Here is a 14,985-nt window from a genome sequence, read left to right on the forward strand (position 1 = left end):
TGAAAATTGTTCATGGCTTCCGATACATCCACATTTTATAATGACCTCATTATAACAAATTGGAGGCATCAAACCATGGGTGTTCGCATTTTGAACGAGCAGGATTATTATAATACCGTTTATGGTGGATGGTTAGGTAAAAACATCGGAGGAACCCTGGGTGCACCTGATGAGGGCAAAAAGGAACTCCTTTCATTAGATTTTTATCCGCTGCTAGAAGATTTGCCACTGGCGAACGATGATTTAGACCTGCAGCTGGTATGGCTGCATGCGCTGGAGCAATATGGTCCGAAGCTCACCTGCAAGGAACTTGGACAGGAATGGATCGAGCATGTTTTCTTTCCATTCGATGAATACGGCTATGCACTTACCAACCTGCGAAGAGGCATTCAGGCCCCCTTGGCAGGTCAGTTTAACAATCCGTTCACCAACTGTATGGGCTCACCGATTCGTTCCGAAATTTGGGGAATGGTTGCTCCCGGAGCACCTCATATCGCTGCACACTATGCTTACCAGGATGCCGTGGTCGATCATGCAGGCGGTGAAGGTGTGTATGGAGAAATGTTTTTTGCTGCGATTGAGAGTGCAATCTTTATGGAGAAGGATCGGGATAAGCTGATAACAATAGGGTTGTCATACATACCTGAGACGAGTCGTACAGCGAAAGCACTATATGATTTGTTAAAGTGGCATAAAGAAGGCAAGGACTGGATTCAAGCCCGAGAGCTGATTTTGGAGCACCATGGACATGATAATTTTACAGATGCCCCGCAAAATATTGCTTTTACCATTCATGGGTGGCTCTATGGAAAAGATTTTGAGGATGCGATTCTAAAAGCAGTGAACTGTGGTTACGACACAGATTGTACCGCGGCTACACTTGCCGCAATCCTCGGAATGATTGCCGGACCTGATGGATTACCGGAAAAGTGGGTGAGACCTATTGGGGATCGCATCGCTGTAAGTCCGCCCATCAAAGGGTTCCCGGCGCCCGCCGATCTGGCCGAATTAACAAGACGAACCATTCGGATGGGGAAGCAGGTGCTGGCAGCCTGGGATACGGAGATCATTGTGCATCCGGAGCTGGCTACGCAAATGGACGATGCTTCAGTGGAAGCCAATGATCGGGTTCGTACTCTTTGGGACCGCGAAGCTACGATGGACCGCAGACTACTGCCTCAGGGCTCCACGGAGCCGCTGGGATTAGAGCTGCTTATTGAATACGGAGACATGGGACCGGCGATCAGCCGTCAGCAAAACAAGACCTTGAGATTGACCTTGGTCAATCATTCACTAGAGCCATGGAAGGGAACGCTTGGTTTGAATCTCCCGAGTACATGGAAGGGAACTCCGGAGCAAAGCTTCAAGTTAGAAGCTGGACAAGGTAAACGCTTTGACTTTGAGGTCCGTATGGAGGGAGCGCTTGCTCCGGCTTATGAATTAACAGCGGTTATTACCAGGCTGCATGATCAATCGGTTTGGGCTGAACTGAATGAAGCCATCGTCCTCGTTCCAGCCAATGAATGGATCGTCTGGGGCCCCGGCCAGACCGAAGGTGTAAAAGCCAGCTTTACTGGAAATCGACTGGATTGGGATCAGTGTCTGGGGACGAAGCAGGATGGAGAATATCGGGCGAAGACAACGATTTATAATCCAAGCGAACGTAAGATCAGATTGATTACTGCTTCTAATCACGCCGTGACGGCGAGCTTAAATGGTGAAGTTATCATCGAATGCACGACCATGGAAGAGTTGATGCCGGCTTATCATCGCGCACCGAAGAGTCAATTCTCCGAATTCATCCTGCCCGAGGGTATGCATGAATTAGAGATAACAGCGCGGCAAACTGGAACGCAGCTCGAGGTCTACGTGCTGCCTGTAGCCGTGCAAAATACGGAAACTCCAGGGCCGTACTATTACTACACGGACATTCTATTTACGGTTTAGATCGATAAGGTCGATAGTCTTGATGAGACAGGAGGATGCTGCGGTATGAGACGGCCGAATATGCTGATTATTTATACGGATCAACAACGCTGGGATGCTTTAGGAGCCAATGGCAATAAGGAAATCATAACCCCCCGATTGGATCGACTGGCAAAGGAGGGGATGAACTTTGACCATTACTTTGTTCAGAATCCCGTTTGTATGCCCAGTCGCGTCAGTTTTTTAACGGGGCAATATCCATCGAGTCTGGGTATTACTCACATGGGTGTACCGGTCCCTGAGGAAACCATGACGCTGCCCAGGCTCCTGAAAAATTACGGATATCATACCGGAAATATCGGTAAGCTGCACTTTCTGCCACACGCCAACCGAGATCATCGTGACGTGCATCCTTCGTACGGATTTGATCACTTGGAGATTTCCGATGAGCCAGGTTGTTATGAGGATGCATATCGGTCCTGGGTAAAAAGGAATTATCCAGGGGAAGAGGAGGACATCAGTCTCGGACTTCCTCCGGCAACAAAGATATGGAAATCTCTAATGGGGATGGAGGAGAAGATTAAGCATCCTACACGAGAATCCAAAGACGCTCAGCCCTTTCCGGGCCGCTCCGAAATCACACACACCGCATTTGTGGCGGAGCAGACAATTTCTTATATCAAGCAGCATCAGCATGAGCCATGGTGCTGTATCGCAGGCATATATTCTCCCCATTCCCCGTGGGTCGCACCCAAAGAATTTCTTGATCTTTATGAGCCGGAGGGCTTAAGTCTGACTGAATATCCACAAGAATACGAAAATGAACGACAGCGATCGGGGGCATGCTCGGATGGCGAGCTGCGTTCCGTTAAGCATGGATACTATGCGATGATCAGTGAGGTCGACTATCATGCGGGGCGCATATTAGATACGCTTGAGGAATTGGGGCTGCAGGATGATACGATTGTTGTTTTTACTTCTGATCATGGGGAATTTTTAGGCGAGTATCTTCGTTACGGAAAAGCTTATCCGGGGCCAGATTGTATTAGCAGAGTGCCGCTCATCATTCGTTGGCCCCAGGGCATTTCTAAGCCGGGGCAGAGGATCTCTCATCTGGTAGAAGGGGTCGATGTGGTCCCTACGTTGCTAGAAAGTGCCGGTATCCCCGTTCCTGAACGTTTAAAGGGACAATCACTGTTTCCACTTTTTGAAGCACGTCCTTATCAAGCTAAGGCGTGCGCCCTCATGGAGCATACGGGGTGGAGAAATATCCGCACCCAATCACATAGGTATGTCCTGGAGACTGATGGGAAGGAAATGCTGTTTGATCTGGATAAGGATCCGCGGGAATACAGGAATGTTGCAGATCATCCTCAGTATCATGAGGTGCTGTCTGACATGCGCCGGCTTCTTGCCCTTCGGATGCTGGAGATCGAAACACCAAAATGGCGGACCTGGACGTATTAACAGAGAACGGGTCAGGTCCGTACAATCCTTATAGCAAGCAGCGGCAAGCCAGGACGAGCTTTTAAAGTCCCGGAATTGCCGTTTTTTATCATGAACTGAAGTCTCAGGCATTGCGGACAATACATAATGCCATTTAGTATAAAGATAACAAGCATTGATGGAATACATTTGACGTCAAAAGCGCCGGACATGGAGGGGATGAAATGGTTCTGGTCAAAATGTACAAACGGTATAAAAAAAAGCACCCGCTGCGAAGAAGATATTTTTCCCAGCTCTTATTTCTTGGCTTGATTTCCGTTTATATTCCCCTTGCCATAAGCATGGCTTTGTCATATTGGCTGATGTCATCCAACATGGAAGAGCAGGTAGAGCAGGCTTCTTTAAGTGAACTGGAGCAAATTCGACAGCGGATGGATTCAGTGATGACTGAAACAGAGCAAGCGACCATCAGTCTGACACTGGACAATGAAGTACTCAATGCAGTCTATGACTTAGATATTGGCAAAGATGCAGTGGCTTTGCTGGAGCTTTACAAGAAAGTGAATCTGATTCATCAGACGATTCCGAAATCCTTCAGCATCGATTTGTATTTACCCAGACAAGGCTTGCTGCTGTCTTCAAAGAACGGCTTTTTGTCACGTGTGGATGCTCGAACAGACGTATTTTATCGTTCTTTGAAATTGTCTGGTGGAAAAGCGTGGACAGGAGTATACAGAGAATCCCAGAGAAGCACCGCGGAGCCTAATCTCGCATTTGTCCGGCAGCTGCCTGTATATTCAGCGAACGATTATGGATATTTGGCCGTTTATTATTCGGAAGCCGAACTGTTTGACTTTATCAAGCATGATGCTCGTATAGAAATATGGGATGGCAGCAATCGAATTCTCTCGCATGCTGACAAGCAAATGTTGGGGACAATCCCGGAACATGAAGCAAGCGAAGAGATCCTTAGCACGGACAGAAAATCCTCAGGCTCTGTAACCGATTACAGCAATTCAAATATCACGATGTACAGCAAATCATCACAGACCCAGTGGCTCATCGTGAAGACTGTAGCTGTTGACAATATGTTTACTTTCAAATCGAAGCTGCTGTGGACCTCGATCTTGGTCGTTCTGGGTTCTTTTATTCTGGGCATTTGCTTGACCTATTATAATTCCCGCAAGCTCTATGCCCCATTGTCCGAGCTGCTCAAGGAGGAGCAATACGGGATGCTGTCACCAGGGATGGACGAATGGGGGATCATTCGTCATAAATGGTCCAATTTGAAGCGGGAGATCGAGCAGTTTAATACCGTGCAAGCGCCTGTGCTTCGAGAAATGATGCTCAGCCGCTTAATGAACGGATACTATGCGAATGAGACTCGCGATGAGACGAAGCGATTATGTCAGCTGCACCATATTGAAGCACAAGGTGCATGTCAGGTTATTGTGATCGACGCGGAGCAGTATGATGCCCAAGATCGGTTTCGCAAGGAAGATTGGCAGCTCGTGTTGTTTTCGATTGCCAATATTGCCAAAGAAGTGCTGGACAAGCAAGGAATGCAGGCAGAAGTGTTGTCGTTTACTGACCTGCACCGGGTTATTGTACTGCTAAGACTGCGACAGGAAGAACAATCAAACCAAGATGTTCAAGCTAGATCCCAAGCTTACAGTGAAGAAGTGAGGCTGGCTGTAGAGACTTATATGAAATTTAATGTGTCCGTTGGGATCGGATCCGTTTGCCCCGATATATACTCCGTCCATAAGTCCTTTAATGATGCACAGGAAGCATTAAGATACCGACTTGTGCAAGGCGGTAATCGAACCATTAGTATTGAAGAACTGCCTGCGCTGGAACAAGAGTCCCCGTACCCCCTGGAAGAAGAACAGGCGATTGTGCTGAGTCTGAGAAACGGTAATCAGGAGGAGTCTATGATCGGCTTCGCCCAGTTTGGCCAAAGACTGACTCACAGTGGCTGTTCTCCTACCATGATCAAGCACTCCTATATTCTGCTCTATGCATCATTATGCCGTCACTTCAATGATTGCGCCCTTCAACTGAATGAAATGAACATCCTGGAGCTCCTCCTTCAATGTACGACCAGCAGCGAGATGGAGGGTTTATTCCGCACACGGCTGCTGCCCTTGATCGCCAGCTATGTGAACCAGGAGCGGGAGCGGCAAAGCTTTCATAATGTGGACAAAGCCAAAAGCTATATCGAGAACAACATTGACAGCAACTTGTCGCTGACAGCGGTCTCCGAGCATGTCGGGCTGAATCCATCCTACTTTAGTCGGCTATTTGCCCAGAAGACAGGGATGACGTTTGTTGATTATGTTGCCCGGGTGAAGGTGGCCAAAGCCAAAATCATGCTTCTTGATACAGACTGGACAATATCCGAGATTGCGGCGAGAGTGGGCTACACGGAGCCTACCTTCAGGCGATTATTCAAGCAATATGAAGGAAGTCCTCCCAATGCCTTTAGATCCCGGCAGCGGGAGTAATCAAGAAGCGTATATTTTTTTAGGCAGACTGCAGGATTAGGTAAAAATATGTACGGTTTAACGCCAGAAAGCCAGACATATCAACGCTTGAGGTCGGGTAAAAACATGTCTCTTATGTATCAGAGCTGTTCGGTTTACAGTGGATACATGAAGGGAGGTGAGTATATGGAGAGTGGTCATAACGTTCAGCATAAACATATGAACCCGTCTAAATCAGAACGGCTATGGGCCCTTATGGTCCGATACCGTTGGTGTTATCTGCTAGCAGCACCTACAACGTTGTTCTTTATTTTGTTCAAGTATGTTCCGCTATGGGGCAATATTCTGGCATTCCAGGACTATAATCCTTTCCGCGGCTTTGCTGAGAGCGAATGGGTAGGCTTCGAGCACTTCAGAGTGTTTTTCGGATATGAGGATTTCTGGATATTGCTGCGAAATACGCTAGCGATCAGTTTTTTGGGATTGTTTCTATCTTTCCCGTTGCCGATCGTCCTGGCGCTGATCTTGAATGAGGTCAGACAGGAAAAGTTCAAGCGAGTGGCGCAGTCTATTGTCTATCTTCCCCATTTCTTGTCATGGGTCGTTGTAGCAAGCTTTACGTACTTGTTCTTATCCACAGATGTGGGCCTGGTGAACAAATTCCTCGTGTTTATCGGTCAAGATCCGGTATCCATATTAACCAACCCTAATGCCTTTTGGCTGATGCTAACGGGGCAGAGCATATGGAAGGAGGTTGGCTGGGGCACAATCATATTCCTGGCTGCCATTGCGGGTGTCGACCCACAGCAATATGAAGCAGCTCTTCTAGATGGAGCGAACCGTATGCGCCAGATTTGGCATATTACGCTGCCAGCGATCAGCGGGACTATCGTAATTCTTATTATATTGCGAATGGGAAGCATGCTGGAGGTCGGCTTTGAGCAAGTATTACTCATGCAGAATCCGTTAGTTCAGCCCGTTGCAGAGGTCTTTGATACGTACGTGTATAAGCGAGGCTTGCTCTCAGGTCAATTCAGCTACGGCGTGGCTGTGGGGGTGTTTAAATCAGTCGCCAGCTTGATCCTTATTGTAAGCGCCAACCAATTGGCCAAACGCTTTGGACAGCAGGGGCTGTATTAATAAGGAGGTCAGCTGTGTGAAGCAAACGGTTAATGCGCAGTGGGTAGATATATTCATTTATGCCGTGCTAATCTTGATTTGCGGCATTATGATATTCCCATATTTCTATGTATTTGCGGTATCCTTTACGGATCCGAAAACGTATGTAGCAGGGAAATTCATCATATTTCCCGAGAAATGGTCCTTGGATTCCTATCGGTATATTTTATCAGCCAAATCATTTTTGCAATCGTTTCAGGCGACCGCGTTTATTACGGTGATCGGTACGGTCTTAAGTCTGATTTTTACCACTTCCTTCTCGTACGCCATTACCAAGAGGGGGATGCCTGGATCACGCCTGCTGATTATGATGGTATTGTTTACCATGGTGTTTCACGGTGGGCTTATTCCGAATTACCTGTTAGTGGATCAGCTAGGATTGATTAATTCCCTGTGGGCACTCATTTTGCCGGTGCTTACGAATGCCTGGAGTATTTTCGTAGTCAAAGGTTTCTTTGATACACTCCCTGCAAGCCTGGAGGATTCGGCCCAGATTGATGGCTGCAACGACTTTATGATCTGGTACAAAATTATTTTGCCATTGTCTATGCCAGTCATCGCTGCGTTCTCTTTGTTCTTTGCGGTCACGTACTGGAACACGTATTTCTCCGCTTTGATCTATATTCAAGATTCGTCCAAATGGACGCTGCAAGTGCTGCTGCAGCAAATGATTTTGCAGAACGAAACCAACGTTGGAGGGATGTCCGTGGTTTCTATGGAACCGGGTGTAGCTCTTCCGCCGGAGACGATTAAGATGGCCGCGCTGGTCACGGTTATTCTACCGATTCTCTTAGTTTATCCTTTCTTGCAAAAGCATTTTGCTAAAGGTGTCCTGCTTGGTTCCGTAAAAGGGTAGCTGTTCATGTTCATTACTCATTCAAAAAATAAGGGGGATTCATTCATGCTTAAGTTGAAGAAAGGTGCATTTGCTGCGCTCAGTATTGCATTGATCATGGCTCAAGTGTTGACCGGCTGTGCCAGCTCTAACTCCGAAGGCTCGGCAAATCCAGGAGGCTCTGACTCACCTTCCACAGAAGCTAGCTCTCCGACAGAAATCAGCATGCAGACTTTAATCTGGGGAACGCCGCCGGATGTAGCGAGCAGTCCATTTTACAAAGAGCTGCAGGAAAGAACGAACGTGGAGCTCAGCATTGATTTTGTGACCAGCCCGTCTTTTACCGAAAAAATCAATTTAGCACTCGCTTCCAGAAAGCTGGCTGACATTACGGTCGTCAAAAACTTTACGGATGCCAATATCGTAAATGCCATTAATCAAGGGGCTTTCCTGGATTTGACACCGTATTTGTCCGATATGAGCAAATATCCTAACCTGGCGATGATCCCTGAAAATATTTGGGCAGATTCCAAGATTAACGGGAAAATATACGGTATTCCTAACGCTACCGGTCTCATCAGTGAATCCTTGCTGATCCGTAAAGATTGGCTTGAGGAGCTGAACCTGAAAACGCCGGAAACGATGGATGAGCTGACTGAGGTTATGAAAGCGTTTAAAGCGAATAAGCCGGATATCGCAGCTCCTATGGCTACTTACGGAACTTATCCCATGGCGATTGGCATGTACGCTCACGGTACTTTAAATCCTGAAGTAGAAGGGCAAGGTCTGCAGCTCATCAAGCAGCTGACTCCATACTTCCGTGATTACTTGGAGTATGCCCGGAATTTGTATCAAGAAAAATTAATTCCGGCCGAATATTCCGTACTGAAGGCAGGCCAAGAGGTTGAGATGTTCCAGCAGGGTAAAGCTGGCGTGCTGCAGCGTCCAATTCATAACGCTTGGAAAATTGAGAAGGAATTGAAGAAAACAGATCCTCAGGGCGAGGTCATGGTATTACCGCCGCTGAAGGGAACCGCAGACTACGCTCAATTTGCGAGAGATTCTTTCTTCGGGGCATTTATGATTCCGGCCTCTGTAGATAAGGATAAAGTGGAAAAAATTCTGGAATACCTTGAGCAGTCTGCCAGCAAGGAAATTAATGAACTGCGACAATTCGGCATTGAAGGCATTCATCACAAGGTAGAAAACGGCGAGAAAGTAGTAACCGATGCCGATGCTTTGGCCAAGGATGTAGGCGGCAGCGTTTATGTGATTGTCAATGCTTACAATAAATATTTTGAGATTGATCAGCAATCCGATATCCCTAGTGAATTTAAGGATGATCTGAAGAAAAAGACGGATATGTACTACGAGCAGTCCAAATTGGATCCTGGCGTCGGTTTGATTTCGGATACGTATGCAAAACGAAGTGCTGATGTCTTCAAGGATCTGGAAACCAATATTACGAAGGTCATTGTCGGACAGAGCACAATCGAAGATTGGGATGCTTACGTAGACCAATTGCTGAATAATTCGACTGTTCAGACCATGATGCAGGAATTTGAGGAACAGTACAAGATTAAACAATCTGCTCAATAACGACTATAAAGATTGGGGCGGCTACGCATGTTCGTATTTGGCAGTCAATATCTGCGTTCGTGGACGCCCAGAATGAAGGATTGGGACCGCGACTTGGCCAGCATGAAAGAGCATGGCTTTAACACGATTCGAGCATGGCTGGTATGGAATGCACTGGAACTGGAGGAGGGTCAGTATAACTGGGATTACCTTGACACCTTCTCCGACCTTGTTGCCAAGCACGGTCTGAAAGTAGGCTACCTATTTCATTTGCACGGGGCTCCGGAATGGCTTATACGCAAGTATCCTCAATATTACTATGTCGATGCCCGCGGGCAGGCGTTCGAGCCGGCCGCCCGGAGCAATACGCCTTCGGGAGGCTGGCCCGGACTTTGCTATGACCATACCGAGGTAAGGCAGTATGAAGAAAAATTTATTACAGCTGTAGTGAGTCATCTTTCCAATCGTTCTGAAATTTCGTTCTGGGAGCCGATGAATGAGCCTCATAACTGGGTCGATATCGGTAGTGCCACACACGATCATTACTGCTTCTGCGATGCGACTCGGAAGAAATTCCGGGTATGGCTGCAGCACAAATATGGTGAACTGCACAAGCTGAATGAGGCGTGGGGACGGCATCATAGCGATTGGGAGGACGTGCGACCACCTACATGGAGGTTTGGGTACAACGATCAGGTTGATTTCCGGATGTTCATGATCGAGAATGTAGCGGATGAAATACGCTGGAGGTCAGACGTGATTCGTAAACAGGATGATCGTCCAGTCATTGCCCACTCCTGGGGCGGCGGCAGTATTACCTGTCCCCAGCTTGGGGGAATGGCATTTGATGACTGGCGTAATGCTCAGCACTTCGAGCTGTGGGGATTCAGTGCATTTCCATCCAGCGTTCAAAGCAGCTCCATGTTAGGCTTTTCAACAGATGCTGCACGGTCAGCAGCAAACGGAAAAACCTTCTGGCAAGCCGAGCTCGGTGTGGGTGATCACAGTGGAGGCTTCGGGCGTAAAGGCATGGCGCGGCAGGAAGAATTGGCGATCTGGACATGGGAATCGATCCGTCATGGAGCTAAAGGAGTCCTGTACTGGCAATATCGAAAAGAAGCGCACGGGCATGAATTCGGAGGCTTCGGACTGACCGATTATGCGGGTAACGAGACGGAAAATTTAAAAGCTGTGGCTAATATAGGACGGATTTTAAATTCCTATGAGCATCATTTCCATGATTCTACGCCTGCAGATGCTGAGATTGCCATTGTGTTTAGCTTGCAATCATATTTGGTCGATTGGTGTGATCATCGCAATTCCAATTTTTCAATTGATTGTATGAGTGGATACTATCGAATGCTGTGGGAACAAAATATTCCCGTCGATATTGTGCATGAAGAATTCACGAATGTAGAACAGTTAAAGCGCTATAAGCTCGTTATTCTTCCACAGCCCTCCGCATTGCATGTCCATGTGAAGGAAGTGTTGATGGAGTATGTTCATTCCGGAGGATCCATCTTGTCGGACCCCTACTTTGCAGCCTTTGACGATTCTTTGATGATTGATTACACCGTTCCCGGAAGCGGTTTTGAGTCCATATTCGGATGCGAGGAGGAGGATCTCCGTAATCAGCAGCAGGTTGAGGTTATATACCGGGGCCAGAAGCTGACGCTGACGAATTGCAAACTCAAAGAGACGTACAGGAACGTCACTGCCGAAGCCGTTGCGGAGTATGCAGATGGATCAGGGCCGGCTTTGATCAAAAACAAAGCTGGCTCAGGATATGCATATATGAGCGGTGTGCACCTGGGTCTCACTTATGCTCCTAAAGATAGCATTGGTGACGAACTCCGTCGCCAAGACACAGCCCAATCTGAGAGTGGTGCTAAAGTGATCGTTCTGGATCTCGTCAAAGAATTGGGGATTCACATGCCTTTAGACAGCGGGTGTGTGAATATCCAAGGGAGTCTGTTGATGAACAAGGATAAAGAAGATATTTTGATTCTGATAAACCACAGTGAGCGTCTTCAGGATTCTATGGTTCAGATCAACGCCGGGCCGTATCATACAGCCTATGACATAGTCAACGGTTTAGAGAGGAGCCTCGAAGGGAACAGAATACACGTCTCCATCCCGCCGCTGCATGTCCAGGTATATTTACTCCAGTAAGAAATACCGCGTTTTACGCGTAACAGAAGGAATGGACGCAGTGGTTTGCGTCCATTCCCTGATTACGCTGGAGTTACTGGTCTTTAAGTTCATCTATGGTATGTAATGTAAGCGTTGATTAACAAGGAGGTTCAATATGATGAAAAGCCTATTGGGTAAAATGGTCACTCTCCTTCTCATGTTTACATTAAGTATTCCTTCTGCTATGTATACCGGAACCGCTTTTGCTGAACAGCCAGCATCCCAGGTACACATGGACTACCGCTTTGAGGACGGCACCACGCAAGGCTGGGCACCCCGAGGCAGCAGTGTTCAGGTCACAGCCGTAACGGAGGCTGCGTACTCTGGTGTTTATAGCTTGAAAACAAGCGGACGCACGCAAACCTGGAATGCGCCGAGCATCAATGCCAAGGATTTGCTGCAGAAAAATACGTCCTACCAAATTACCGGCTATGTCAAATTGGCGAATAAGCAGCCTGCAGATCCGGTCAGCACGATTCGAATGACGATGGAAAAGAAGCCGGTTGGCGGCTCCTCAAGCTGGAATACCATTGCCAGTGCCAATGTATCGACCACCGACTGGGTCAGGCTTGAGGGTACGTACATGTTTACATCGGATATGGATTCACTGACGTTATATGTAGAAAGCTCAATCGCAGGCGATGTCTATTACTTGGACGATGTAACTATTGCGCCCGCAACGATGTCAAATCCTGCAGCGTCAGGCGTAGTCACAGACTTTGAGGATGGCACATTAAAGGGATGGGTACCGGCTCGGACAACAGACCAGCTGACCGTGACGGCTGGAAACACATATGACAGCTCGCAAAGCAGTCGAAGCATGCTCGTTTCAAATCGTACGCAAACCTGGAGCGGGCCGCGGCTGCACATTACCGACCACATTGTGAAAAAAGAAAAGTATGAGCTGTCCGTATGGGTAAAGCTGTACGCAGGAGAGGCGCCAGAAAACCTGCGAATGACGATTCAGCGTATATCCGCCGGCAAAACTTATTATGAAACCGTTATCCCTAATACGTTGGTCACGGATTCCGAATGGGTGAATCTGAAAGCGACATATAAACTGTTGTATGATGCTGATTCTCTGACCATTTATCCAGAATCCCAGTCCGGTACCCCTTCCTTTTATCTGGACGATTTTCAGTTGACATGGAATCAATCCCCAAGTATTCAAACAAACATCCCATCGTTATATCAGACAGTCGCTCCTTATTTCGACATGGGGGCCGCCATTGAAATGCTTCATCTTAATGGCAGGCACAGTGAACTGCTTAAAAGGCATTTTAACAGTATAACCGCTGAAAATGAGATGAAGCCGATCCGGCTGCAGCCGCAAGAAGGTCATTTTACCTTTGAAGCTGCGGACCAATTTATTCAATATGCGGTTTCCAATCAGATGAACGTTCGGGGTCACACACTGGTGTGGCATTATGGAACGCCAGATTGGTTCTTCAAGGATTTAAATGGAAATGACATGACAGCTACTCCAGAGAACAAAGCGCTCCTGCTTCAACGATTGGAGAATCATATCCGTACAGTGGTTGGCAGATATAAGGATTCTGTATACGCATGGGACGTCGTTAATGAAGTGATCGATGCCAGTCAGCCGGATGGGATGCGCAGAACGAAATGGTTTGAAATCACGGGGCTAGATTTTATTCGAGTCGCATTTAATGTAACTCGGGAGGTCGCACCTGACGCAAAGCTTTATATTAATGAATTCAGCACAGTAAAAGATCCTGCGAAACGGCAGTTTCTCTACGATCTGGTGGAGCAATTACTAAATGAGGGGATTCCAATTGACGGGGTTGGCCATCAGATGCATATCGATTTAACGAATCCGGACCCCTCAGGTATCGGAGAAACCGTTACGATGTTTGCGGGACTAGGACTAGAAAATCATATCACCGAGCTCGATGTAAGCGTATATGGAAATCTAACAGAGCCTTGGCCGGAAAACATTCAAGGAGACAACAGGAATGCTGTGCCGGAACAAGTTCTCGTGGAGCATGGGCATCGCGTAAAAAGTGTTTTTGATGAATACAAAAACTATAGCCTCTATATTGATTCCGTGACGACTTGGGGACTTGCAGACGACTATACCTGGCTAAGCAAATCTCGTACGGATGCACCTTTGCTGTTCGACTATGATTTGCAGGCAAAATATGCTTATTGGGGTATTGTTGATCCGTCCAGGCTACCGCCACTTATTCAAAAGCAAAATTCTCCTCAGGGTACACCTGAGATTGATGGACAAAAGGATTTGCTATGGCGCTCCCATAGCGAAATTCAGGTGGGGAACAGCAACGGTTTAAACGGGAAATGGCAATCCTCATGGGATGCAGATTATCTATATGTGATTGGTGAATCCCAAGACCCAACCGTGAACCCGGGCGATCGGATCGAGCTGTTTTTGGACCTGGATAACGATAAGGCAACAACCTACGGTTACGATGACGCTAAGTTTACATTTTATCGTGACGGCACGACATCGAATACAAATGTAACATTCCATGTCGCGGAAACAGCGACAGGCTTCTGTATTGAGGCGGCAATTCCCATTGAAGCCACAGGGGTTGTTGGAAAAAAGGTGGGCTTTGATATCCGCTTCACAGATGCAGCTGCATCAAATAAGGTTTCTTGGAATGATACGTCGAATCTTCAAGACAACGACACGTCCAAATTTGGAGTATTGACGTTTACCCGAGCGCTGAACATTTCAGATGCCGTATTCGGCACGCCAACCATTGATGGGGTGGAGGATGGTATTTGGTCAAACGCCGTGGAAATGACGACAGGTCAGTGGATTCAAGGGTCAAGCGGTGCTACTGCAAATGTCAAAACGATGTGGGATGGGCAGTTTTTATATGTTTTCGCCAAAGTAAGCGATACGTTGTTAAGCGATGCCAGCAGCAATCCGTGGGAGGAAGACTCGCTTGAAATATTCATCGATCAGAACCTGGGAAAAACACCTTATTACCAAGCGGATGACGCACAGTATCGTGTGAATTTCAACAATGTGCAGAGCTATGGGGGGTCAGCTTCTTCAGCGAAGATGACATCCTCTGTCCTTACGGTTGCCGGGGGCTATCACATTGAGGCTGCCATCGATCTGGATGCGATTACAGAGCAGGCAGAGACGTTAATCGGTTTCGATATTCAGGTAAACAATGATGAGAATGGCAACGGCAAGCGAGATAGTGCAGTCGGCTGGAATGATTCTACCGGACAATCGTATCAGAACAGTTCCGGGTTTGGAGTCATCAGGCTCTTGGGAGATATGCTATTGTAGCTTGAATGAAGCCTCTAGCGGTTGCTTGATACATTTAATAAAGACGAACATTG

8 protein-coding genes are annotated in these 14,985 nt (G+C 47.3%); all 8 read left to right on the forward strand.

What is annotated here, in order from left to right; genetic code table 11:
* The first annotated feature begins 75 nt into the window (after positions 1-75).
* The 8 genes from JJQ72_RS01445 (at position 76) to JJQ72_RS01480 (ending at position 14,932) form a co-directional block, all read left to right on the forward strand.
* A complete protein-coding gene (locus JJQ72_RS01445) occupies positions 76-1,947 on the forward strand; it encodes an ADP-ribosylglycohydrolase family protein (protein WP_208202486.1) in 1,872 nt (623 codons plus the stop codon).
* 60 nt (positions 1,948-2,007) lie between these two features.
* Positions 2,008-3,393, forward strand: a complete 1,386-nt coding sequence (locus JJQ72_RS01450) for a sulfatase family protein (protein WP_208202487.1) — start codon at positions 2,008-2,010, stop codon at positions 3,391-3,393.
* Positions 3,394-3,596: 203 nt separating this feature from the next.
* A complete protein-coding gene (locus JJQ72_RS01455) occupies positions 3,597-5,879 on the forward strand; it encodes a helix-turn-helix domain-containing protein (protein WP_208202488.1) in 2,283 nt (760 codons plus the stop codon).
* Positions 5,880-6,044: 165 nt separating this feature from the next.
* Positions 6,045-6,998, forward strand: coding sequence for an ABC transporter permease (locus JJQ72_RS01460; RefSeq protein ID WP_208202489.1), 954 nt, complete (start codon positions 6,045-6,047; stop codon positions 6,996-6,998).
* Positions 6,999-7,014: 16 nt separating this feature from the next.
* On the forward strand, positions 7,015-7,893 hold the full coding sequence (locus tag JJQ72_RS01465) for a carbohydrate ABC transporter permease (RefSeq protein ID WP_347880707.1): 879 nt from the start codon (positions 7,015-7,017) through the stop codon (positions 7,891-7,893).
* 45 nt (positions 7,894-7,938) lie between these two features.
* A complete protein-coding gene (locus tag JJQ72_RS01470; protein ID WP_208202490.1) occupies positions 7,939-9,471 on the forward strand; it encodes an extracellular solute-binding protein in 1,533 nt (510 codons plus the stop codon).
* A 27-nt stretch (positions 9,472-9,498) separates the two neighbouring features.
* Positions 9,499-11,622 (forward strand): beta-galactosidase, encoded by a 2,124-nt coding sequence (locus tag JJQ72_RS01475; protein WP_208202491.1) that lies wholly within the window; start codon positions 9,499-9,501, stop codon positions 11,620-11,622.
* Positions 11,623-11,758: 136 nt separating this feature from the next.
* Positions 11,759-14,932, forward strand: coding sequence for an endo-1,4-beta-xylanase (locus JJQ72_RS01480; protein WP_208202492.1), 3,174 nt, complete (start codon positions 11,759-11,761; stop codon positions 14,930-14,932).
* The last annotated feature ends 53 nt before the right edge of the window (positions 14,933-14,985 follow it).

Origin of the sequence: Paenibacillus sp. F411 (assembly GCF_017582705.1) — a bacterium.
GTDB classification, from domain to species: Bacteria; Bacillota; Bacilli; order Paenibacillales; family Paenibacillaceae; genus Paenibacillus_AQ; species Paenibacillus_AQ algicola.